Genomic DNA, 23,633 nt, shown 5'->3' on the forward strand with positions numbered 1-23,633 from the left:
GGCGATGAAAGAATGGGGGCCATGAACCCCGAGGAACTGCTGAACGCCCTGGATCCCGATCAGCGTGCCGTCGCGACGCAGGTTGCGGGCCCGCTAGCCGTGCTGGCCGGCGCGGGCACGGGTAAGACCCGCGCGATTACGTACCGCATTGCCTACGGGGCGGCCGTCGGCGCCTTCGATCCATCGAACGTCTTGGCCGTGACCTTCACGCAACGCGCTGCCTTTGAAATGCGCCATCGCCTGGCGCAGTTGGGGGTCCCGAAGGCGCAGGCGCGCACCTTCCACTCCGCGGCGCTGCGCCAGCTGCGCCACTTCTGGCCCACCGTCGTGGGCGGGCCGCTGCCCGACGTCATCCCGCATAAGGCATCCCTCGTTGCGGCCTCAGCCGCGCGCCTGGGGATCACGATCGACCGCACGAACGTGCGCGACATCGCGGCCGAGGTCGAATGGGCGAAGGTGTCGATGATCGACGCCGCGCACTATGCGTCGCGCGTGGCGCGCCTGCGCCGCGACGTGCCTGCCGGTCTGGACGCGGGGGATATGGCGCGCCTCCTCGACGTGTACGAGGATGCGAAGAATGAGCGCGGCGTCATCGATTTCGAGGACATTCTCATCTACCTGTGCGGCATGCTGCAGGAACGCGCCGACGTTGCCTCGATCGTGCGTAAGCAATACCGCTCCTTCGTGGTCGATGAGTTCCAGGACGTTAACCTCCTCCAGGCCCGTCTGCTCGACCTGTGGCTGGGTGGGCGCCACGACGTGTGCGTGGTCGGCGACGTCGCGCAGACCATCTACTCCTTCACGGGTGCGTCCCCGGACTACCTGACTGGCTTTGGCCGCAAGCACCCGGGCGCACGCATCGTCGAGCTGACACGCGACTACCGCTCGACCCCGCAGATCGTCAGCGTGGCAAATGATGTCCTGGCTCGTTCCTCCCAGCGCGAGGGCACGGTGCGCCTGTCCAGTCAGCGTGACGGCGGAGCGCACGTCGGCTACTGCACCTACGACGATGATCATGCTGAGGCTGAGGGCGTTGCGGCTCAGATTGCGGACCTCATCGCTGGCGGCGTCCAACCCCACGACATTGCTGTCCTCATGCGCACCAACGGCCAGTCGCAGGCCTTTGAGGAAGCCCTGGGCGCGCGCGGTATCCCCGTAGCTGTCGCGGGCGGGAAGCCCTTCTTCGCCCGAGACGACGTGCGCACCGCCATCTCGCGCCTGCGGGCCGCGGCAGCAGCCGCCACCGACGACGGGAGCGTGGGCGAGATCGTCCGCGACGTCCTGTCGGGCGTCGGCTGGGCGCCCGAGGCCCCCTCTGGTCAGGCGGGTTCCGAGCGCTGGTCGAACATGAACGCGATCGTCGGCTGGGCGGACGACAGCAAAGCGGAGACGCTCGCCGCCTTCGTCGCCGAACTCGACGAACGCGTCGCCTACCAGGTCGAACCGGACAAGGCTGGCGTCGAGTTGGCGACCATTCATGCCGCCAAGGGCCTCGAATGGGACGCGGTCTTCCTCGTCGGCGTCGCCGAAGGACTCCTGCCAATCTCGTACGCAAAGACAGCCGCCGCGCGCGAGGAGGAACGCCGCCTGCTGTACGTGGCCGTCACGCGTGCGCGCGATCTGCTGACCTTATCGTGGGCGCGCTCGCGGGGGGCCGATGGGCGCGGCAAGCGCAAGCGCAGTCGCCTGCTCGACGGTATCTGGCCCGAGGAGGCGCGTGTGGGTGCCCCCAAGAAGAGGGCTCGTGCATCCACGCGTGCCCTCAACCAGGCCTTCGAAGAGGAGGCCTCGCCCCAGGCGATCGAGCTCTTCGGTCGTCTCAAGGCCTGGCGTCTCGAGGTGTCGCGCCAGGCGGGGGTGCCGCCCTTTGCGGTCTTCACAGATCAGACGCTGCGCGACATCGCGCAGGCCATGCCCAAGAACACGACTCAGCTGCGCGTCATCCGCGGCATCGGAGACGTGAAGGTGCAGCGTTTCGCCGCCCCCGTTCTCGCGCTCGTGCGCGGCGAAGAGGTCATCGTCGACGAAGGGGCGTGAGCGAGGAAGCGAGCCCGTCGATGCCGCACACGCAGTTGCTGGCGGGCTCTACCTCCTCGATGCGCATCGACCCGTCCTCGCCGATCGTGGCTACCTGCGCGCACTGCGATTGAGTGAGCGCCCCCGAGACGAAGTCCATGACCAGCTGACCCACGCGTTGAGCGGCCGCAAAGTGAGCGAGCAGAGCCAGTGGTGCGAGCGGCCAGCTTTCCAGCTCACGCAGGTGAGCTAGGTGGAACGGGTCCGCTGCAGCGCGTGCGTGCTGCGAGCACTGATAGCAGGGGGTGACGCCCGGGATGACGAAGGGGCCCACTTCGTAGGAGTGCTCACCGCGCGTGACGATGAGGTGCGCGGAGTCGTGCGCGGTCAGCTCGAAGGGGATACCTGGGTCGACGACCCTGTCCGCGGAAACAATCGAAAGTTCGGGGGTGCCCTGTGCGTAGAGCTGCGAGAGTGGGATGAGATCGCGCAGGGTGCGGCGCACTGCCCGATGGCGCGGTGTGCCCGTGTAGTGGCCTCCGAACACGCGGTCCCAATCCTCGTCGACCAGGGTGTGGGTCTCGATCGATAGCGACAGTGAGAACGTGTCGACGAGGCTGTGGAGGGCGAGGAGCGTTGCGGGCACTGCCCCAACAATGCCGAGTGCAAGGTGGGGGAGTGCCTCGCTTCGATCCGTCAGGCGCGCCTCGGCCAGGGCTGCGAGAAGCTCCGGCGAGGCCTGGGCGTCCTCACGCTCGTGGGTCCAGTGTGCCTGGTTGCTCAGCCAGATCTGGTCGCTCGCATGCAGGTTGTCGAGCAGGATGTGTCGGCTGCGGTCGCCACCGATCTGCACGCTGCCCGGTCCGCGCCAGAGGATTGCCGTATTGTGTGCCAGGTTCATATCAGTCTCCTTCGGTTTGTACCTGATGGAGCCATGATGGACCTATAGAGCGTTCGCGTGAGGGCGTTTGAGAAATCTGTGGAAAACTTGTCAGATCTCTTGAGAACGTTTCAGTTCGTTTCGCCTGGCTCGTCTGCTTCCCCGGTGTCCGAGGACGACTCGTCCGAACCGGCCGAGGCCTCGTCGCCGGGCTGCAGTCCGTCCGCCCAACCGAGCGTCCCGTCGAGAAGAGAGGTCAGCGCAGCGTCGATATCCGCGTCCTCCTCCGCAGCCGCACGGCGCAGGGTCAGGAACGTGTCGGGCGTGGCCAGCTCGGTCTCCGTGGGCACCATGTCCGGATGTGACCACAGGGCTTCGCGGGCCTCGCGACCGCCGTCGGCCTCCACCAGGGTGAAGATGGACGCTGCGCCGCGAGCCTGGCGCGGGCGCATCTTCAGTCCCATGAGAGTCCCCAGGATCTCTTCGGCGGGACCGCCGGAGGCGCGCCGACGGCGCATCATCTCGCGCAGCGCATCCGCGTGGGGCAGATAGGGCAGTGTGGCCTGGGCCGAAACGACCTCGACCCAGCCCTCGATGAGGGCGAGCATCGTCTCCAGGCGCGTGAGGGCGCGGCGCTGGTCCGGCGTCGTGGACAGCGCGAACACGCCGCCGCTGAGCGCCGATTCCACAGACTGCGGATCCGAGGGGTCAACAGAACGGGCGGCCTCGGTAATTGCCTCCGTGTCGATCGCGATCTGAGAGGCGTAGCGCTCGACAGCGCGCACGAGGTCGCCCTCCAGCCACGGAACGGACGCGAAGAGGCGCCGGTGCGCGGCCTCGCGCACGGCGAGGAACTGACGCACCTCGTCGAAGGGGATGTCGAGCCCCTCGGAGAACTGGGCGATGTTGTGGGGGAGGAGCGCCGCGTGCGAGGTATCCGACAGGGGGATGCCCGTGTCAAAAGTGCCGAAAGATTCGCCCGCCAGGGCAGCCAGTACGCGGGAAATCTGAGCGGAGAACATCATCGCCGACAGGCGCGGCATCATCTCCTGGGTCTTGCCGAGCATCGCCGCCATGCCGTCGGGAAGCGAAGCGGAATCGTCGAGGCTGCCCTGCCCGAACTGCTCAGACAGCGCTGCAGACAGCGCGCGCGACACGTTCAGGGCAATCGGCTCGCAGATGCGCTTCCAGGTGGGGATCGTGTTTTCGACCCACGACACCCTGCTCCACACGCCCCGATCCACCGGGCCCGACGCGAAATCCGTGACCGCGTCGAGCCACAGGTCCGCGACCGTCATCGCCTGACGTGCAGCCTCAGCCTCGGTGGCCGTGGGGGCAGGGTCGCCGCTGGCGTACGCGGCCTGCTTCGCGCCGTCCTCCACCAGGCGCCAATTGACCGGGCCGGCTGTCGTGTTCATGAGGAACTGGAACTGGCCCATCGCGGCGCGCATGCGCGCAGGATCGGAAAACTCTGCGGGCAGGTTCGCGGGGTCAAAGCCCTGCGCCTGTAGCGCGCGAGCGGCCTCGGCCGCGGCCTCGTCGCCCAACACGGAGCGCAGGAAATCCTCAAAGGGGGTGCCGGACTCGTTCTCGTTCATGAGCTCAGCCTAGCGAGCGCTCGTGCGACTCAGCTGGCAAATCCCTGCGAAAACGCTGAGAGCTGAACGCGCTGGGCCCGGCGCGCGTGCAACCGCGCCCCGCGTGGGACACAATGACACGGTGAGTGACACACAGATGACCTCGTCAGCCGACAATCTCCTGTCCTTCGAGCAGGCTCCAACGAAACGTACACCGATCATCAGCTGGCGTATCCTCACAGCTATCCTGGCTGCTCTCGCGATGGTTGTGATCCTCTTCCTGGTCCCTGTTCCCTTCGTGGTCAATAGCCCCGGCCCGACGTTCAACGTGTTGGGGTCGGACAAGGGTGTCCCGGTCCTCGAGATCGACGGGACTGACCCAGCGACGGGAGAACCCATCCAACAGGATGAGCCCGAGTCCGCTTCGTATCTCGATCCGGCGAAACCCGGGCAGGGTCAGCTGCGCATGGTGACGGTCTCCGAATCGGGCAGTCCCGACTCTCGCCTGAATTTTGCTCAGCTCATCGCCGCCTACCTCGACCCTCACAGCAAGATCATGGACTACGAGTCGGTGTATCCCGCAGGGACCACGCGCCAGCAGGTGAGCGACGCACAGTTGGCCATGATGCGTAACTCGCAGACGACGTCCCAAGTCGCAGCCCTCGAGTACCTCGGATGGGACGTTCCCGCGACCGTGACCATCGAGGGGGCGGTTGAGGGATCGAACGCCGAGGGGATCGTCGAGCAAGGCGATATCTTGCGCGCCATCACCACGCCCGACGGGACCCGCCACGAGGTCGCGGAAGCAGTGACGCCCTTTTCGCTCATGCGCACGGTCCCCGCGGGATCGACGATGACGCTGACGGTCGAGAGGAATGGTGAGACCCAGGAGCTCTCCTTCGACTCCGTGGCAGCCTCGGCGACGGAAAGCGGCTCCAAGCTGGGAATCTACCTCTCCGTCGAGCCAACCCTGCCTGTCACCATCAGCGTCAACATCGAGGGCGTGGGAGGTCCGAGCGCCGGCATGATGTTCTCGCTCGGCATCATCGATCGCCTCACCCCCGGTGACATGACCGGCGGCAACTCGATCGCGGGCACTGGAACCATGTCCTACGACGGTCAGGTCGGCGCCATCGGAGGCATCCAGCAAAAGCTGTGGGGCGCACACCGCGATGGGGCCCAGTGGTTCCTCGCCCCTTCCACAAACTGCGACGAGGTCGTCGGGCACGTCCCCGACGGCCTGCGTGTCGTGTCGGTGTCCACCCTCGACGAGGCAGTGACCGCCGTGCATTCCATCGCTGACGGCACCGGGGATAGCCTGCCGACCTGCCAGTAGCGCTCGCTAGCCCACCCACCGCCTTCGGTCAGGTGGGTGCGACATGGCCCCGGCCTCGTCCTTTTGGTCCGGGACGAGGCCGGGGCCTCCTCATGCGCCTCAGGCTTGTTCGTCCGTGACCGGCTCGAGGGATGCGCGCAGGGCGTCAACCAGGGCGGGAACGAGGTTCGAGCCCTGCCCGACCTTGTCATCGGAGTCGAAGGCGCGGGTGCGCAGCGCACACCAGGACTCGCCGCTGCGCATGACGCCGACGGCTAGGCGCACGTCGGTGCGCAGCGGGTGGTTAGCCACGAACGCGAGGGCCTCCTCGGGGTCCTCGGGGGCCTCGTCCTCGACCTCCGGGGGAACGACGATACGCTCGACCGTGATCGCCGCACCCGGCACCGTCTCGGGCCATGCCAGGTGTGCCAGGACCTGCTCGATGTCGTCGTCGGCCAGATCCTCCTGGATGATGGCGCTCAGGTGCTCATCGCTGCCATCCCAGCCGGAGCGCAGCTGCTCGGCGATGTCGGCGGGCAGATTCGGGTCGGCCAACAGTGTCGCCGTGGGGACCAGCGCATAGATGGAAGGCGCGTGATCCCAGCCCACCCGGGCAGCGCCCTTCTCGATATCGACAACCACGTTGGCCAGCGCGATCTCGCGCGCACTCGGCATCATCTCAACAGTCATGCCTCCCATAATCTCACGGAGAGCGAATAAGACCGAGGCGAAGTTACCTCTGTACGCCGCTACACTGGTTTGAAGCCATCGGTTTGACAGAGAGGAATGCCGTGAGCTTCGATTTTTCAGTCTTTCCCCCGGGTGGAGCGCGCGCTCCGCGAGACCCTGATCGTGCGCCCAGGCAGCTCACCGTCCGCAAGCCCGGTCCCGCCGGCATCACGATCGTGGCGCTGGCAGTTATCGGAGCCATCATCTACGCGGCGTCCATCGTGTGGACCGAGATCCTGTGGTTCCGCCAGATGAGCGCCACACGCGTCATCCTCACGCAGTGGGGAGCGCACATCGGCCTATTTGTCGTTGGCTTCGTTGTGGCGACGGCCCTCATCTATTTCTCGATGTCCTTCGCCTACCGGCATCGTGCGTCCTCGACCCGCGGCGAGGCCTCGGCTGCCCTGCGCGGCTACCAAGAGGCACTCGAACCTATGCGTCGCCTCGCGTTCTGGGGCGTCGCTCTCTTCTTTGGCTTCTCCAACGGTGCGCGCCTGGCTACTGAATGGCGCACACTCCTGCAGTTCCTCAACCGTTCGTCCTTCGGGCAGGTTGACCCCCAGTTCGGGCTGGACATCTCCTTCTTCGTGTTCGTCCTGCCCGCACTCAAGGTGCTCGTTTCCTTCCTCATGACGGTCACCGCCATCGGCCTGGTTGCAGCAATCATCGTGTCCTACCTGTACGGGACGATTCGCCTCGCCCCGCGTCCTCACGCCTCCAAGCAGGCGCGCTTGCAGACCGGCATGATGGCTGCCTGCCTGTCCCTGTTTATCGGCGTGAACTATTGGCTGGGCCGCTACGAGCTGCTCACCTCGGATTCCGGCTCCATCCATGGCGCCATGTACTCCGATATCAACGCGACGCTGCCGGCGCACTCGATTCTGGCGGTCATCTCCGGCCTCGTCGCGGTCCTCTTCGTCGTCGCGGCCTTCAAGGGCACGTGGCGCCTGCCCGTCACCGGTGTGGCCGTTACCGTTGTCGCCGCCCTCGTGCTGGCTGGTGCCTACCCGGCCCTCGTCGAGCAATTCCGCGTGCGCCCCAACCAGCGCACCCTTGAATCGCCCTACATTCAGCGAAACATTGATGCGACGCTGGCCGCATACGGGCTCGACAACGTCGACTACCAGACCAACTACGACGCGGCGACGACGGCCTCTGCCGGTCAGTTCGACAACGACACACTGACCTCCCAGGTGCGCCTCCTGGACCCCAAGGTCATCACGAAGACCGTCCAGCAGCTCCAGCAGTCGCGCCTCTACTACGGCTTCAACTCCGGCATGAAGGTCGATCGCTACAACGTGGGCGGGGAGCGACGCGACACGGTCATCTCCGTGCGTGAGCTGAACCTCTCGGGCCTGTCCGCCGAGCAGCAGACCTGGGTCAACCAGCACACCGTCTATACGCACGGCTACGGTGCGGTCGCCGCCTACGGCAACCAGCTGACCAGCGACGGCCTGCCGTCCTACTGGGAGCAGTCCGTGCCCTCGGTCGGCGAAATGGGTGACTACGAGGAGCGCGTCTACTTCAGCCCCGGTTCGCCCGACTACTCCATCGTCGGTGCCCCGCAAGGCGCCGACCCGCAGGAGCTCGACTACCCGGACGACACCGCGGTGGGCGGCCAGGTCTCCACGACGTTCACCGGCAACGGCGGCCCGTCCGTGGGCAACGTGTGGAACAAACTCCTGTACGCGATCAAGTTCGGTTCCACGGACCTCTTCTTCTCCTCTCAGACGAACGAGGCCTCGCAAATCCTGTATGACCGCGACCCGCTGCTGCGCGTGTCCAAGGTCGCGCCCTACCTGACGCTCGAGCAGTCCGCCTACCCGGCGGTCGTCGACATGGACGGGGACGCCTCGACTCCCAAGCGCCTCGTGTGGGTCGTCGATGCGTACACCACCACGAACAACTACCCCTACGCCCAGCACGAGTCGCTCTCGGACGCCACGGTCGACTCGCAGTCCACGCAGATGGGCCAGTACGTGCAGGCGAACAAGATCAACTACATGCGCAACTCCGTCAAGGCCGTCGTGGACGCCTACGACGGATCCGTGCGCCTGTTCCGCTGGGACGATCAGGATCCGATCCTGCGCACGTGGGAAAAGATCTACCCAGGCAGCGTCGAGCCCATGTCCGCTATCTCCGGCGACCTCATGAGCCACCTGCGCTACCCCGAGGACATGTTCAAGGTGCAGCGCAACCTGCTGGCCACCTACCACGTGACCGACGCGGCGGGCTTCTACTCCGGTGGCGACCGCTGGCGCCTGGCCGAGGAGACCTCCACCTACGGCGCGGCTTCGTCCGCCGATTCGAGCCCGCGCACGGACGCGGCAGGCAACCCGCTGCCCGCACCGACCGCCCTGCAGCCCCCGTACTACCTGACCATGCAGATGCCCGGCCAGGATAGCGCCGAGTTCTCTCTGACCTCCGTCTTCGTCCCCGGTGGCGGCGGCGAGGGACGTCGCGAGGCCATGGCCGGCTTCCTCGCGGTGGACTCGGAGACGGGCAACACGCCGGGCCAGGTGCGCGAGGGATACGGCAAGCTTCGCCTGCTGGCCCTGCCATCGTCGACGACCGTGCCGGGTCCCGGCCAGGTCCAAAACAAGTACGACTCGGACGAGAAGATCGCCACCCAGCTCAACCTGCTCAACCAGGCCGATTCGACGGTTATCCGAGGCAACCTCCTGACCCTGCCGGTCGGCGGCGGCCTGCTCTACGTGCAGCCCGTCTACGTGCAGGGCACCGGATCCGCGTCCTACCCCGTGCTTCGTTCGGTGCTCACCGCCTTCGGTGACAAGGTTGGTTTCGCGCCGACCCTCGAGGAGTCGCTGCGCCAGCTCGTGTCGGACGATTCAAGCTCGTCAACCTCTCCCGGTGCGACGACTCCGCCATCGGGGGACACCTCCCAGTCGGGTGTGAACTCTTCCGACGCGAGTACCCAGCTGTCCCAGGCCGTCAGCGATGCCGCGCAGGCGATGCGCGACGCAGATGCGGCGATGAGCAAGGGCGACTGGACCGCGTACGGCGAGGCCCAGACGCGCCTGCATGACGCCCTGACTCGTGCGGAGGCCGCGCAGGCGGCGCTCGGTACGTCCTCGTCGGCGACCTCGAACTCCGGATCGCGGGCGCCCAGCCCGAGCCCGAGCGCATCTGCGACGAGCGGAGCACAAAGCGGCTCATAGGCGCTCTCGGTGCGTTGCGCGCCCGGCCCTGCCGATCACGTTGTGAGGTGGGCCGGGCGCGTCCCATGTGACGGTGGGGTTTGTGCACGGCCGGGAAAGTCCCTCCGTGTGTTTCGTCATGTCGGTAGCATGCTGCCGATATGATGAAGATCATGCGTGCTCACGCGCCACCAACACACGCGGAAGGAACCTGACAGTGAGCAATTCTCAAATCCCGAATCCCCTGCCCAGCCCTCCCGGCGGTGCACATGGGGCTTACACTGCTCCCGGTCAATTCTCCGGTGCTGCTCAGGGGGTCCCGTACCAGGGTGGCGCTCAACCGATGCCCACACCGCAAGCCTGGGGACAGCCGGGCCCCTACGCGATGGCTCGACCCACGCGTCCACAGCTCTCCACGCGCGTGCGGGTGTGCCTGAGGCTTGAGCTGATCCTTTGGGTAATCGCGCTCGTGAACATCTTCATTCCCTATTTCTTCGACGACTTGAGCATCTACTTCGAGCGTTTTACGAGCGTCTGGTTCTATGAGTCGGTCATTACGTACATCGCGGCGATCGTGCTGTCCGCTGTCGCGCTCAAAAAACGAAGCAACGCAGTGCGCTACGCTCTGGTCGGCGTCGTTCTCGTGTCCTTCCTGCTCATTGACCCGGTGTTTGCCGTCTTGGAAGGCGGGCGCTGGTACTGGCTATTTATGCCTCCGACGCTCGATCCGTCGGTCTTCGGTGATGTTTGGTATGCCTCCTTGCTCGTTGTGCGTATGGTTCTGATCTGGCTGATCGTGCGCTCCGGTCTCATCATTGCCATTGTGCTTGCTGTACCCGACCGGCGTTCCTCTGCTTCCGCTCCCGTCGGTGCTCCCTTCGGTGCTCCGGTCGGCTATTACCCTCACGGGACGGCTCCTGCTCAGCCCGCGCCCCCACAGGGAGCTTCGATGCAGGTGTCGGCAACCCCGCCCGCACCCCCTCAGGGAGCTCCGATGCGCGTGTCGGCAACCCCGCCCGCGCCGCCCCAAGGGATGCCGGTGCAGGCTCCGAGTCCCACGCTTGCGCCTCCGAGTGGCGCGCCCGTGGTGCCTGGAGTTCCGGATGATTCCGCGCAGACTGCGCAGTAGGGGCTTCGCTTCGACTGCTCCTGACAGTGCCCTGTAGCTAGGACGTACATCACCGCTTTCGGTTTGTGTCCTCCCGTTGAATGCTCTAAAGTATCTAGAGCCGACGCGGGGTGGAGCAGTTCGGTAGCTCGCCGGGCTCATAACCCGGAGGTCGCAGGTTCAAATCCTGTCCCCGCTACCACCACAGACCCGGTCCCGTGAGGGGCCGGGTCTTTTGCTTGTCACCGGCATGTCAAAGGGTAAGCGCCTTGACTAATCCGCGTCTTGACGCGATAGTATTGGATGTTCGCCATCAGGAACTGCGCCTTCGGGTGCGAGAGGAATTGAGATGAGCACTATTGATCTGTCGCAGCTCACCGCTGCAGACATGAGCAATCCGGCGCTGACAGCACAGGATCTCGCCGATATCACCGCCGCTCGTGCGGATCTGCATCCGTATGTGGCGTCGCACCCGTCGCTGTACCCAGCGCTTGCCCAGTGGCTAGCCAACCGAGGTGTCGTTCCCGCGCAGCCCCCCGTGGCTCAGCCCGCTCCCGCATCTGCTCCCGTACAGCCGACTGACCCCTTCAGCCCCCAGGCCGGCGAGCCGACCGCACAGGCTGCGCCTGTTGCTGAGCCCGAACCGGTGCAGTCTGATGCGTGGGGTGCTCCGCAGGCCGAAGCTACTCCCGTGGTCGAGGAGGCTCAGCCGTCCGTTGAACCCGAGCCGGTCGTTGAACCCGAGCCGGTCGTTGAACCCGAGCCGGTCGTTGAACCCGTGCAGTCTGATGCGTGGGGTACTCCTCAGGCCGAGGCCGCGCCCGTGGTTGAGGAGGCTCAGCCGTTCGTTGAGCCTGCGCCCGTTGCCGAGCCTGAGCCCGTGCAGTCTGATGTGTGGGGTACTCCTCAGGCCGAGGCTGCGCCCGTGGTTGAGGAGGCTCAGTCGGTCATTGAACCCGAGCCGGTCTCCGAGGAGCCCCAGGTGGCACCCGTGACGGAGACGCCCGTGGATGCGGCGTCTTCGATCTCGGACGAGGACCTCGAACGCACGATCGTTGAAGGATCCGGCGAGCGTTCCACGGCCGAGACTGCCGCCGAAGAGAACGCCGCGTCGCAGGCTTCTGCCTACGGCCAGAATCCGGCCCAAGCTACCGGTTCTCAGCAGGGCTACGCCCAGCCGCAGTACGGCCAGCAGGCGGGCCAGCAGTCCCCGTACGCTGCTCAGAGCGGCCCCCAGGGGTACGCGCCGACCGGTCAGCAGTCCCCGTACGCCGCCCCGGGCGCTCAGCAGGGCGCGTCGACTGGCCAGCAGTTTGGGGCTGCCGCGCAGCAGTTCGGTGCGGCCGCGAACACGGCGTTCAACCAGTTCCAGAACGCTGTCGTCAACGAGACCGGCAAGGTGAAGGGCCGTTCCGTGCGCGCGACGTACGCGCTCATCGGTATGGCGGCGTCCTTCGTCCTGTCGATCGTGTCGATGGTCCTGCCGTTCGCGTCGGTGTACGGCATTTCCTTCTCGATGTTCGGGGCGGGCGGTTACGCCTTCTTCCACATCTTCCTCATGCTGGTCGTCCTTGGCCTGGGAGCTGCCTACTGGTTCACGAATCAGAAGTGGGCGTTCCTGTCCTCGGGTATCGCCGCGATCGTGGTCGCTCTGCTGGGCGTGCTCCAGTTCCTGAGCATTCTCGGTGAAGCGACTCCCAGCATTGGCGGAATTCTCTTCTTCCTCTTCTCGATTGGCCTCGGTGTGTCCGGCGGCATCCTGCTCCTTGAGCTCAAGAACGGCAAGGTCGCGCCGGTGAATGACCCGAACGCTTTCGGTGGCGCTTTCACCGGGGCACCCATGAACCATCCTGGCCAGCAGCAGTACGGTCAGCAGGGCCAGCAGAGTGGTTTCCAGGCTCCGCAGGGTAACCAGCAGAACCAGCAGCAGTACGGCCAGCAGGCCGGTTACCCGGGTGCTCAGCAGCAGGGTGGCTTCCAGGCTCCGCAGGCCACGCAGGGCCAGTACGGTCAGCAGCAGTACGGCCAGCAGGGGCAGCAGGGCGGTTACCCCGGCGCTCAGCAGCAGGGTGGTTTCCAGGCTCCCCAGGCGGCGCAGGGCCAGTACGGTCAGCAGCAGTACGGCCAGCAGCCTCAGTACGGCCAGAATCAGTATGGTCAGCAGGGCTACAACAACCAGGGTCAGCAGGGCGATAAGCCCTACAACCCCTTCGGGACGCGTTCCTGACACGCTCGGAGAATGTAACGGGAGGGCCCGCGGCAAGCGCCGCGGGCCCTCCCGTATGTGTGGTGTGGGACGTTTACTCGTCGTCGTCCTCGCTGATATCCACACCCGCGACGCCGTCGAGGTCGGCGAGTGTGGTCACGAGGAGAGACCGCGAGAGGTCTTGGCGAGTCGTCGCCGTGAATCGAGCGGTAGTAGCGCGCTCAGACGAATCCGTGCGGGTCGATACGCCTGAGACGTTCCAGCCGAGGGAGGAGACCTGGCCCAGCAACGTCGAGAGTACCCCGTGGCCTGGCGTGTAGTGGATGGTGAGCGTGACCTTGTGCCCGTGGGTGCGCATGAGGATGAACTGGACGAGCGGGGTCAGCAGGGCGATGACGATGAAGTGCAGGACGGTTCCGGCGAGGGCGAGCCACCACAGTCCGGCGCCGCAGGCCATGCCGATAGCGGCGGTCTCCCAGATCGTCGCGGCGGTCGTGAGGCCTCGGATCGCCCCGTGCCGGGTGAGGATGATGCCCGCGCCGAGGAAGCCGATGCCCGACACGATCTGCGAGGCGACGCGCGAGGGGTCGTAGCGGGTGATCCCGTCGACGAGGATGTCGGAGAAGCCGTACTTGGAGATGAGCATCATGAGGCAGGCGGTGAGGCCGACGATGGCCTGTGTGCGGATGCCTGCGCTCTTGCCTCGGATCTGGCGTTCGAGGCCGATGGATGCAGAGAGGACGAGAGCGAGGAGCATCCAGCCGATGCTCATGAGGGACTGTGTCATAGGGACCTCCTGCGGTGGCGTGGGTGGGTTTAGTGTAACCGCCTCGTGTGTGTGAGGCGCGTGAGGGGCGACGAGGCGGTGGCGAGGAAGGGGGTGTCAAGAGCGGAAATCGGCCCCGACCTCGTTAAAGAATGAGAAAAGAAACTACCAAGTTCGACACAAGCATTTGTGGGGCTAAGATGGGACTCGACGATCGACAGATGAGGAACCCAGTCATGGAAACCCCCACTCCCGACGACATCGCCACCGATGTGCAGGAGCGCTCCAATACAGCGCTGAAGCGCGGCCTGGCGTCGCGTCACATGCAGATGATCGCCATCGGCGGAGCGATCGGCACGGGCCTGTTCCTGGCCTCCGGTAGGACGGTCTCGAACGCCGGTCCGGGCGGTGCTCTTCTCGCTTACGCGGCGATTGGCGTGATGGTGCTACTCCTCATGCAGTCCCTGGGCGAGATGAGCGCGCACCAGCCGGTCGCGGGCTCCTTCCAGACCTTCGCCACGAAGTTCGTCTCCCCGTCCTTCGGTTTCGCGATGGGGTGGAACTACTGGTTCAACTGGGCGGTCACGGTGGCTGCGGACCTCGTGGCATCGGGCCTGGTCATGGCCTACTGGTTCCCCTCTGTGCCCTCGTGGATATGGGCGGTGGGCTTCCTCGTCATCGTCGTCGGGCTCAACGCGCTCTCGGCGAGAGTCTACGGCGAGGCCGAATTCTGGCTGGCCGCAATCAAGGTCGTCATCGTCATCATCTTTGTCCTGTCGGGCGTCTTGATGATCGCCGGCGTGATGGGCGACAACTCTCCGGGCCTGTCGAATTGGACGATCGGGGACGCGCCCTTCCATAACGGTTTCGTGGGCGTCATTGCGGTCTTTATGATCGCGGGCTTCTCTTTCCAGGGCACAGAGCTGGTGGGCGTGGCCGCGGGCGAGTCTGAGAATCCGCGCAGGGACGTGCCTCGCTCGATTCGCACGGTGTTCTGGCGCATCATGTTCTTCTACATCGGAGCGATCGCCGTGATCGGCACGCTGCTGCCGTACACGGACCCGAGCCTGCTGAGCGCGGCCGATGACTCGGCGAACAACATCGCACAGTCGCCCTTCACGCTCGTGTTCGCGCGCATGGGGATCGGCGTGGCGGCCGCCGTCATGAACGCGGTCATCCTCACGTCGATCCTGTCGGCCGGTAACTCGGGCCTGTACGCGGCCTCGCGCATGTTGCACTCGATGGCCCTCAAGCGCCAGGCGCCCGCGATCTTCGCGCGCGTCACCAAGGGCGGCGTGCCCGCCTATGCGATGGCGGTGACGACGATGATGGCGGCGTTGGGCTTCCTCACGCAGCTGGTATTCAACGACGCGTACATCTGGCTGGTGAACATCGTTGGTATTTCCGGCATCATCATGTGGCTGGGCATCGCGGTCAGTCATCTTCGATTCCGCCGCGCGTACCTGCTGCAGGGGTATCGCCTCGAGGACTTGCCGTATCGATCGCCGTTCTTCCCGGCCGGTCCCATCATCGCTTTCGTCATGTGCCTGGTCGTCATGGCCGGCCAGAACTATGAAGCAGTGCTTCACGGCCAGGTCTGGGAGGTTGCCTCCTCCTATATCGGCCTGCCGCTGTTCGGCGTGGTCTGGTTGGGCTACCACGTGGCCCGCAAGGATCGGGTGGTGCCGCTGGCTGAGATGGACGTGGCCCCCGTGGAGATCGAGCCTGTCGCTCGATAACGGGGACGAGGCCGGGGCGCGGCGGGTGGTTCGCTCGAGTGCGCCGCTTGTCACCCCTGGGCGCTGCCCGGCGTGGCGGTGCGTGAGCTGCGCGTGGCTCCATAGGATGGGCGCATGATCAACACGCGACGCATTCTTGCCGTGACCTCCCTGTCGGCTCTCGCACTGGGGCTTGCCGCCTGTTCCCCGAAGGGTGCTACTCCCGAGCAGGGGTCCACGACCTCGTCCGCATCCCCGAGCGCCTCGGCCTCCCAGAGCGGTATGCCCGCACAGAGCGGCGCGAGCCCGCAGAGCGGCGTGCCCAACGAGGGTAACCAGGCCCCCGAGGTGAATGTTGCCGACAACGATCAGCGCTGCGACCTGTCGAACCTGCAGCCCGCGATCGATAGCACGCAGGAGGCGGGCGGCACGACCTACGTGTCCCTGGGATTCACGAACGAGGGTCCCTCGTGCTGGATTGACGGCTTCCCGCAGGTTGTTTTCTCCAGCGGCGGCTCGGTGCTCTCGACCGCCGTTCGCGAGGGCGAAGACCCTGGCAATGTGTACACGATCGCTCAGGGTGGGCGCGTGGGAGTGACTCTGACGGCCGAGTCGACGGACGGCGTCGACGGCTGCAACCCCGCTGATTCGGAGCTGGTCGATATCATGTCCGAGGCCGGCAGCGGCGCGACGAGCCTGCAGCTGACCCTGCGCGTGTGCAGGGAGATCCCCTCGGTGTCGGTGAGCCCCTTCGAGCCGCTGTCCTGAGTGAGTGTGTGCTGCTGCCGGATGCGCGTCGGGCGTCCGGCAGCAGCACATGTGGGTGCGCGGCTACATGGAAATAGGTGATTGGGCGCACTCCTGATACGCTGAGTCTGCTAGAAGAAGGAGCTCCTCTTTCTCGTCATATCGAAGCGAGTGTGTATGTCCTTCTTCGCCGGTCGACGCGTGACCCGTGCGCCGACTGCGCCAATAGAGATCCTGAAGGAGACACTCATGGGTATGCGTTCCACGACGCAGGCGTTTCAGTTCAACGTGCCGTTCGAGCAGCTGTTCCCGGCAGCTACCCAGGCCGTGCAGGCGGTCAAGAAGGCGACGCTGACGGGCGCCGACCCGAACGGCCGCGTGATTACGTTTGATACCCCGATGGGCATGATGTCCTGGGGTGAGAACCTCGTCGTCGGTTTCATTCCGAATGAGGAAGGTGTCGTCGTCGAGGTCACCTGCTCGACGAAGGGCATGCCGAACCTCATGCAGAACGGCCTTAACCGTAAGCAGATCGGCGCCTACATCACGGCGCTGTCGAACCTGGTACAGGCGCCGTTCGTCGAGGTTGCCCGCTCCTGACGCTCCGTCTCACGCTGACTCGGCCCCGGCCTCGTACATAATTGACGAGGCCGGGGCCGAGTCTTGTTGCAGCGCACCGGGGCGCTGTCTCCTCCCCGGCTGTGCCCGTGCCGGGGAGGGGGCGTCTTAGCGCCCGGAGACGTTCGTGAGCGTCCAGCGCTGCGACGTGGAGGCGTCAGAGCACTGCGAGATGACCGCCTGCGTGCCTTCCTGCGTCGTATCGCCCGGAATCGTCAGGCACAGGCCCGACGCGCGGTTCACCAGCTGACCAGAGCCGTTGATATCCCACTTCTGGGAGTCGAGCCCCGGGTAGCACGTCCACATGTGTGCGACCGTGCCCTCGCCGGTGTAGCCGCCGACCACGTCGACGCAGCGATCGCCGATGCGCAGGTGCCCATCACCCTGGTAGATGACGGTCTGCGCGGTGCTGCTGACGGCGCAGTTGCTGTTCCACACGGGGGTGCCGTTGGAGCCCTTCGGATCATGGGAGGTCAGGCACTGGCCGAGGCCGTTGCGCAGCTGGCCGACTGTCGTCGCGGGCACGAGCCCCGCATTGTCCGAATCGGCGTTGCCTGACGTGTTCGGAGCTGTGCGGTCTGCGGACTTGGTGGGGGAGAAGACGACCATGTCCCACGAGGACAGCCAGCCCACGTTGAAGGTGAGAGTCGTGCGATCCTGCTCATCCGTGCCCGTCGTGAAGTCGAGCTGCGTCGGGCGGCCACCATCAGCGTCAGGGCTGACGACAAAGATAGAACCGGGGACCTGCTCGCCCTGCTCCAGGTGGTAGGTGACGGACGTGTCGCCGAATGGGAGGATCCGCTTCGCGGCGTTACGCCAATACTCGTCGTTGCCGTCACTGTCGTTGGTGCGCAGGTTGATCAGGTGCAGGGCCGTGCCCGCGTTGGACGTCATGGTGTTCGCCCAGATCGTGTTCGCGGATCCGTCCGTCGACGTCGGCAGGCCTACGCCAGCGGTCGAGACCTCGACCTGGTGCTCCTTGCGCGTCAGGTTGTCGCCGAAGAGCAGGTTCTCGTAGGCGGTGGAGATGTTGTAGTAGTTCTTCATCCACGTCTGGAGATCAGCGGACATGCCGCGGCCGGATTCAGGGAAGAACTGGTTGTCCAACATGCGCCCGTAGTCGCCGAGCTCCAGGTGATGCGCGCCGTTCGCAGCGAACACCGCGTCCGCGAGCTTGACGGAGTCCGAGTTGAACTCGCGGAAGGTAATGCAGTCGATGTTGACGGGCGCGTACTTCTCGTACTTGTCGATCGGGAAGGAGATCGTGTGGGTGCCCGGGGTGAGCTCCACGTTGATGCTGATATCCTCGCGCCAGTCAGAATCGCTCTGCGTCTTGTTGAACGTGACGTACTTCAGGAGCTTTTGCTGCCCGGTCTTACCCATGTCAATCATCACCTGGTGGCTGGCGCCATCGGCCTGAGGGCTCGAGTACCGCGGTGAGAAGGTAAAGGTACCTCCCTGTCCTGCGTCAACGGTGAAGGTGACGGCGTCGCCGTCCTTGGCAATGCCCGACGCGTAGGAGCCGCCCGACGCGGATGCGTCACCGGACACGATAGTGACGTCGCCGCTCACGCTCGACTGGTCGGCCTCGGCCTCGATACGCACGCCGTTGTCGGCAGCGATTTCGGGGTGCTTGTACTCGTTGGCCGCTGCATCCCAGTAGAGGGTGGTTGGATCGTAGTCGTTTGCGTAGGCGGCCACGATCAGCGGTTGCTTTGCGCCCGAGCTACGCACGCCCTGCAGGTAGGAGGCCACCTGCGCGTTCGTCTCGTTGTTGTTCCACAGCTCGGTGTACAGGTACGTGGACGAGCCGTTAATGAGCTTGTCGTTGCCGGCGCCATCGGGCAGGTTGACGCCCACTGCGCCCTTCGTCTTCTCGGCGGTCTCGTCAACGAGCGACGACAGGCCCTCGGTCAGGTCGAGATCGTTACCGGAAGCATCCTTCTTATGGGTCTCACCGAGCGTGTCGATGTGCGTGCCGGTGAAGTTGAACGCCTTCTTCTGGTCCACGTATTGGCCGGTGATGTAGTCGCGCCAGCCCTTGTTGTTGACGTTCATCATGTACTGGTGGCCCGCCGGCTTGTCCACGCCCTCGGGGGTCTGAACCCACCACTGTACGCCGAGTGGGCGGTCCCAGTAGGAGCCGTTCTCGTTGTGCAGTCGCCACTCGTCTTTGATTTTGTTCGTGTCGTAGTTGTCATTGGCAGCGTACGCCATCGAGTAGGCGAGCGAGGCCGCGCCGACGTTGCCCGCAGTGGTCACGTAGCTGTTGATGGTCGCGGCAGAGGCGTAATTGTTCTCGTACCAGAGAGGCCACTGCTCCTTGATGTCCCCGGTTGCGACGGGCTGCTCGTGGCGGTACTGCCAGTCGTAGTACTGGAATGCGTTGAGGTGGTAGTCCTGGCTGAGCTTCGTGACGTAGTCCGACGGGGCGTTGAAGAGGTAGGGCTCGTAGGTGGCGTTGCCCGCCAAGCCCTTTGGGGCGGTGGGCTTGAAGTGGGAGAGGTAGCCCATGCGCGGGAAGCGCGTCCAGCTGGTGGAGGCGTCGATGGCGGTCTCCGCGTGGGTGCCGTCCCCACCGGTCGCGGTGACGAGGTATCCCTGGCCGTCCTCGCTCGGCGTCGTGTAGGTCCAGGTGGCCTTGCCATTGTCGACGGTGGCGTCACCCGAGTCGATCTCAGTACCGAGGTGGCTGACGGAGAAATGGACGGTTCCCTCGGTCGAGGCCTCGGCCGTGATCGTCGCCTGCTTACCGGGTTCGTGCGTGGACTTGTCCGTGTAAGCGCGGGTGACGTGTGCCGTGCCCGTGGCGGTGGCCGGTGTGGCGTTTGGCACGGGTAGGGCCGTTGCTACGACCGCGGTGCCGAGCACGATCGCAGCGGGGATGGTCAGGGGATGTCGTGTCTCCATGACGTGTGTGTCCTCGTAATCGTTGATGAGACTGCCCGGTGGGGGGAGTCATGCGCGTGAAAATGCGCCCATTCAACGGTAAGGCGATTTTTCAGTAAATTAACCGACAATATGGTCATGCTGGGTGAAAATGTCCCGCAGTGCGGACAAGTAAAATCGAGGATCGGTTGAATTTGCAAGTATTTGTCAGGCATTGTAGGTCCGCGATCTGCTGTTGTGGTCGTTTGGTCCTGAGGGAACCTGTCGTTACTTTTTGAAAGTGTCTAACTGGCTTAAGGTGGGGGAGTATCCTGAAAAGTTTGGTTTTGTGGGTCCGTTTCCCTCGTCCTTTTCTCATTGGCGAGGCCGGGGTCGGGATGGGTGGAAATTGGGTGTATTATCGGCCCTTAGCTGGTCGCTTATGCAGTAAGCTAGGCCACATGAATCGCCCGCGTACGTTGGCGAGCGAATGTCGAGCAAGGGATCAGCGAGGAGTGTCGTAGCTCCTCGCCCAGAAACGAGGGCATAGTGGCGGCAATGATCGAGCGAGCCGAGCTGCATAAGACGATCTGGGGCATTGTCAACGAGTTGTTGCGCCTCTTCGGTGATGTCTACGAGTGTCTGATGACCGTGCGCTCCTCGAGCATAGGTAAGTCAGGGGGCGAATTCTACGCGTCTATGGAAGTCTCTGACCGCTTTGTGCCCGTAGCACTGGATGGGCGCTCCGATGTAGCCCGTGTGTACGAAGCTTTCCGCGCGGATTGGATACAGATTCGTAGCTCATACGGGTTGGCTGCATGAGCGGTTCAAAAGAGGGATCTTCGGTGCAGCCCGACATAAGCAGTGATAAAAAGCTACTGCTCAAACTGACTCATCTGTTCTCTAAGCTTTCATGGCTGAACGTTAACAAAATCAAGGAACAGCGACGGAATTTATGGATAGCTCTTGTGGTGTTACTCGTCGTGTACCTCTTCGATTGGGGGCTTTCGACTGAGAGAGCTATCAACTGTCTAGTTAACAAGCAAATTCCCGCAGGAAGGTGGATTGACCACGTTGCCTTATGCCCAGAACTATCACTCATAACGATTGCAGTATCTCTGCTCGTTCTGTGGTATGTGCAGGGAAAGTCTTTCTTTAGACTTCCTAGAAGCAATTCTGATTGGAGAGAACAGGCTTGTGTCGGGCTCGCTTGGGTTACAACTCTGGTCCTAGCGCGGGAGGTGTCCCTGTTAATGCCGGATACTCCGTGTCCAGGTTCGACTGGGCCTAAGCCGTTTTGGGGCTTGTCTCAGTTGGGAGGCCCCGCCGAGGAAGTCTGGTTTGCGGCAGCTGTTGCCGTCTGGATGTTACTTTGTGTAGATCGTCCTCGCATTAAGTTATTCGGCATCCTCGTTGGCGGTGGAGTGCTGCGCGGTATCTTCCATGTTTATCAGGGGTGGGAATCTGTCGGCCTGTTTATTTGGGGAGCAGTCGCAGCGCTGGCTGTTGCGCTAACTGGAAGATGGATACTACTTTTCCTACTGCACTATTTAAATAACGCCCTAATTTCAGCTCTCGGATGGGATTCTATAGAAGCCGCTTTGCTGCTACTCCTCGTTTGTGTGGTGCTTCTCGGCTGCACCGAGCTCATATCTGCATCAAAGAATAGGATGAAGAAAACTCATGCAGGTGAGTTGAAGAGCAATCAGAAATTGTGAGATGAAACTGCCGGATGCCCAGTATCTGCAGGTCATGGCGGAACCGAATGAACGGCTGGCTGAATCTGATTGATTGACCCGTCCCCGGCCTCGTTGATCAATGAACGAACGTGGTTAGCGGGCTCGATCTAAGGCTCCTACACTGTTTTCAGGCGCCACAAAAGAGGATGGCTGCTCAATGCAGCGCAGGCTCAGATGAGCGTGTCGTTGAGCGGGAGAGCGAGGAAGAACGATGTCGTCCACCGACCAATACCTGGAGTTCGTGCTCGACCTGCTGGGCGAGCTGGACGACGTGGCGCACCGCAAGATGATGGGCGAATACGTCCTCTACTACCGGAGCAAGGTCGTGGGTGGTATCTACGATGACCGCTTCCTGCTCAAGGTCACGCCCGCCTCCGAACGGCTTCTGCCTGAGGCCCCACGCGCCATCCCCTACGAGGGAGCGAAGGAGATGCTCCTCGTTGAGATAGAGGACCGCGACGTGCTGTGCGACGTAGTCTCAGCCATGTGGGAGGAGCTACCTGCACCGAAGCAGAGGAAGAAAAAGTAGACACGGCCCCGGCCTCGTATTGGATGAGGCCAGGGCCGGGCAGCATGTTCCGCCAGATGGCAGGGGAGCAGAAGCTCAGAGGGAGGAGACGAACTCCGCGAGGCGCTTCGCGTGCAAGCGCGAACGCTCCACCATGTCGGCGCGCGCCGCCTCGTCCGTGCGATTCGCATACGACACCCCGTACAGGGGAAGGCTCCCCGCAAACTCCATGCCCGTCAGCGCACACGTCGCCTTCACGGGCGTCAGCAAGTCGTTGAAATCCACGGAATCCGGCGCGTAGTAAGCCTCCGACGCGCCCGTCGTCACCGACACCACCAGCTTCTTACCGCGCAGCGCCGTACCCGTAGATCCGTGGCTGAAACCGCGCACGAACACGTCCTCCATCCACTTCTGCAGCAGCGCCGGCCAGCCATACCACCACAGCGGATACTGCAACACGATCACGTCGGCCGCAGCAAGCTTGTTCTGCTCCGCCTCAACATCAAACACGTAATCGGGATACAGCTCGTCAAGATGATCAATCTCGACGCCCGGAAGCAGAGACACCAGCTCCTCCAGGATCGTCTTATTCGCCACCGAATCATCGCCGGTGCGCGGGTGCCCCGACACAACCAGAACCTTGGACATCGCATTTCCTTTCGTCAATGCAGAAGTCTACGCCCGCCCAAATCGCCGCGAACAGGACGCACACACGGGTTTCGCGCGCGGTGAAGACGCAGGGCAGGAGGCGCTTCACCTCAGGACTATAATAGAGACATGGCCCATACCGGCTCCCAGTCTCTCACCCTGCGCCGCGTCCTCCTCGTCATCGCGACGGGAGTCGGTGCAGGATTCCTTTCCGGACTGTTCGGAGTGGGCGGCGGCCTCGTCATCGTGCCGACCCTCATGGCGGTCCTCGGCATGGACCAGCGCCGCGCCTCCGCCACCTCCCTCGCCGCCATCATCGTCACCGCAGCCGTCGGCTCGGGCACCTACGCCCTCCACAGCGAGGTCTCCTGGGCGGGCGGCGCGCTCCTTGTCGTCGGCGCGCTCGTCGGCTCCCAAATCGGCGTGTGGCTCCTGCGCCGCCTCCCCGCCCCCTCGCTGCCCTGGATCCTCATCGGCTTCACACTCTTCGTCATCGTCTCCCAATACCTGCACGTCCCCACACGAGAGGGAACCGTGTCGCTGACACTGGCCTCATGCACGCTCATGATCCTGGTCGGTCTGTGTGCCGGTAGCCTCTCCGGCCTGGTGGGCGTGGGCGGCGGATCCGTCATCGTGCCCGGCATGGAGCTCGCCGTCGGCGCGGGAGACCTCATCGCACGCGGCACATCTCTCCTCGTCATGATCCCCACCGGCATCGCCGGCACCGTCACCAATCTGCGCCACCGCATGGTTGACCTGCGCATCGGCCTCATCGTCGGCGTATCCGCGGCGGCCACCGCCCCTGTCGGGCGTCTCGTGGCCACGTGGGTCTCGCCGAGCGTGGGCGCGATCCTCTTCAACATCTTCCTGCTCTCCATCATCGCCTCGACGATCCTGAAGATGCGCCGGAAAGCACGAGCCCAGGGCTAAACGATTCCGTGCGGAATGGCGGGTTAACGTGCGAGTTTCCCCGTGTGATCAGGGAAGGCGTCTGCCGAATCAGCCACTACCGTGGTCGCCCAGAAAATTCGC

General features: G+C 64.2%; 18 protein-coding genes and 1 tRNA gene. 13 read left to right on the top strand and 6 right to left on the bottom strand.

Going from position 1 to position 23,633, the window contains the following annotated elements:
• Positions 1 to 21 precede the first annotated feature (21 nt).
• A complete protein-coding gene (locus tag O3684_RS06795) occupies positions 22 to 2,037 on the top strand; it encodes an ATP-dependent DNA helicase UvrD2 (protein WP_500065867.1) in 2,016 nt (671 codons plus the stop codon).
• Here the strand turns inward: O3684_RS06795 and O3684_RS06800 are convergent.
• Together O3684_RS06800 and O3684_RS06805 are read right to left on the bottom strand one after the other, a co-directional pair.
• On the bottom strand, positions 2,015 to 2,917 hold the full coding sequence (locus O3684_RS06800) for a hypothetical protein (protein WP_500065869.1): 903 nt from the start codon (positions 2,915 to 2,917) through the stop codon (positions 2,015 to 2,017). The two genes, O3684_RS06795 and O3684_RS06800, sit on opposite strands and share 23 nt — an antisense overlap.
• 110 nt (positions 2,918 to 3,027) lie before the next feature.
• On the bottom strand, positions 3,028 to 4,494 hold the full coding sequence (locus O3684_RS06805; RefSeq protein WP_500065871.1) for a zinc-dependent metalloprotease: 1,467 nt from the start codon (positions 4,492 to 4,494) through the stop codon (positions 3,028 to 3,030).
• 136 nt (positions 4,495 to 4,630) lie between these two features.
• On the opposite strand from O3684_RS06805, the gene O3684_RS06810 reads away from it, so the two are divergent.
• Positions 4,631 to 5,809, top strand: coding sequence for a YlbL family protein (locus tag O3684_RS06810; protein ID WP_500065913.1), 1,179 nt, complete (start codon positions 4,631 to 4,633; stop codon positions 5,807 to 5,809).
• Positions 5,810 to 5,908: 99 nt separating this feature from the next.
• Here O3684_RS06810 and O3684_RS06815 read toward each other — a convergent pair whose 3' ends face one another.
• Positions 5,909 to 6,478: a PPA1309 family protein gene (locus O3684_RS06815; RefSeq protein ID WP_500065873.1), complete on the bottom strand. Its 570-nt coding sequence runs from the start codon at positions 6,476 to 6,478 to the stop codon at positions 5,909 to 5,911.
• A 101-nt stretch (positions 6,479 to 6,579) separates the two neighbouring features.
• Between O3684_RS06815 and O3684_RS06820 the strand changes: the two genes are divergently transcribed.
• From O3684_RS06820 to O3684_RS06835, 4 genes are all read left to right on the top strand, one after another.
• On the top strand, positions 6,580 to 9,696 hold the full coding sequence (locus O3684_RS06820) for a UPF0182 family membrane protein (protein ID WP_500065874.1): 3,117 nt from the start codon (positions 6,580 to 6,582) through the stop codon (positions 9,694 to 9,696).
• 448 nt (positions 9,697 to 10,144) lie between these two features.
• On the top strand, positions 10,145 to 10,804 hold the full coding sequence (locus O3684_RS06825; RefSeq protein ID WP_500065876.1) for a hypothetical protein: 660 nt from the start codon (positions 10,145 to 10,147) through the stop codon (positions 10,802 to 10,804).
• Between the two features lie 104 nt (positions 10,805 to 10,908).
• Positions 10,909 to 10,985, top strand: a tRNA-Met gene (locus O3684_RS06830).
• Positions 10,986 to 11,132: 147 nt separating this feature from the next.
• Positions 11,133 to 13,010 (top strand): vitamin K epoxide reductase family protein, encoded by a 1,878-nt coding sequence (locus O3684_RS06835; RefSeq protein ID WP_500065878.1) that lies wholly within the window; start codon positions 11,133 to 11,135, stop codon positions 13,008 to 13,010.
• Positions 13,011 to 13,083: 73 nt separating this feature from the next.
• On the opposite strand, the gene O3684_RS06840 is transcribed toward O3684_RS06835, so the two are convergent.
• The gene (locus O3684_RS06840; protein WP_500063653.1) at positions 13,084 to 13,776 is read right to left on the bottom strand and encodes an MgtC/SapB family protein; all 693 of its coding nucleotides are present in this window, start codon (positions 13,774 to 13,776) and stop codon (positions 13,084 to 13,086) included.
• Between the two features lie 215 nt (positions 13,777 to 13,991).
• Here O3684_RS06840 and O3684_RS06845 point away from each other — a divergent pair, with 215 nt between their 5' ends.
• The 3 genes from O3684_RS06845 (at position 13,992) to O3684_RS06855 (ending at position 16,820) form a co-directional block, all read left to right on the top strand.
• On the top strand, positions 13,992 to 15,494 hold the full coding sequence (locus tag O3684_RS06845) for an amino acid permease (RefSeq protein WP_500065879.1): 1,503 nt from the start codon (positions 13,992 to 13,994) through the stop codon (positions 15,492 to 15,494).
• Positions 15,495 to 15,608: 114 nt separating this feature from the next.
• Positions 15,609 to 16,241, top strand: a complete 633-nt coding sequence (locus O3684_RS06850; protein ID WP_500065881.1) for a DUF4232 domain-containing protein — start codon at positions 15,609 to 15,611, stop codon at positions 16,239 to 16,241.
• Between the two features lie 228 nt (positions 16,242 to 16,469).
• Complete coding sequence (locus O3684_RS06855; RefSeq protein ID WP_016460057.1) at positions 16,470 to 16,820, top strand: hypothetical protein; 351 nt, start codon at positions 16,470 to 16,472, stop codon at positions 16,818 to 16,820.
• Positions 16,821 to 16,946: 126 nt separating this feature from the next.
• On the opposite strand, the gene O3684_RS06860 is transcribed toward O3684_RS06855, so the two are convergent.
• Positions 16,947 to 19,748: a glycoside hydrolase family 66 protein gene (locus O3684_RS06860; RefSeq protein WP_500065883.1), complete on the bottom strand. Its 2,802-nt coding sequence runs from the start codon at positions 19,746 to 19,748 to the stop codon at positions 16,947 to 16,949.
• Between the two features lie 516 nt (positions 19,749 to 20,264).
• Here O3684_RS06860 and O3684_RS06865 point away from each other — a divergent pair.
• From O3684_RS06865 to O3684_RS06875, 3 genes are all read left to right on the top strand, one after another.
• Positions 20,265 to 20,528 carry an N-6 DNA methylase gene (locus O3684_RS06865; RefSeq protein WP_500065885.1) on the top strand — a complete coding sequence of 88 codons (264 nt, stop codon included), beginning with the start codon at positions 20,265 to 20,267 and terminating at the stop codon, positions 20,526 to 20,528.
• A complete protein-coding gene (locus tag O3684_RS06870; protein ID WP_500065886.1) occupies positions 20,525 to 21,424 on the top strand; it encodes a CPBP family glutamic-type intramembrane protease in 900 nt (299 codons plus the stop codon). The genes O3684_RS06865 and O3684_RS06870 overlap by 4 nt, the downstream gene beginning before the upstream one ends.
• Before the next feature lie 232 nt (positions 21,425 to 21,656).
• Positions 21,657 to 21,974: a TfoX/Sxy family protein gene (locus tag O3684_RS06875; RefSeq protein ID WP_500065888.1), complete on the top strand. Its 318-nt coding sequence runs from the start codon at positions 21,657 to 21,659 to the stop codon at positions 21,972 to 21,974.
• Between the two features lie 75 nt (positions 21,975 to 22,049).
• Here O3684_RS06875 and O3684_RS06880 read toward each other — a convergent pair whose 3' ends face one another.
• On the bottom strand, positions 22,050 to 22,601 hold the full coding sequence (locus O3684_RS06880) for an NAD(P)H-dependent oxidoreductase (RefSeq protein WP_500065889.1): 552 nt from the start codon (positions 22,599 to 22,601) through the stop codon (positions 22,050 to 22,052).
• 129 nt (positions 22,602 to 22,730) lie between these two features.
• Here O3684_RS06880 and O3684_RS06885 point away from each other — a divergent pair, with 129 nt between their 5' ends.
• Complete coding sequence (locus O3684_RS06885; protein WP_500065891.1) at positions 22,731 to 23,531, top strand: sulfite exporter TauE/SafE family protein; 801 nt, start codon at positions 22,731 to 22,733, stop codon at positions 23,529 to 23,531.
• Positions 23,532 to 23,633: the final 102 nt, after the last annotated feature.

The organism is Pauljensenia sp. 20925_1_27 (genome assembly GCF_041432835.1).
Taxonomy (GTDB): Bacteria; Actinomycetota; Actinomycetes; order Actinomycetales; family Actinomycetaceae; genus Pauljensenia.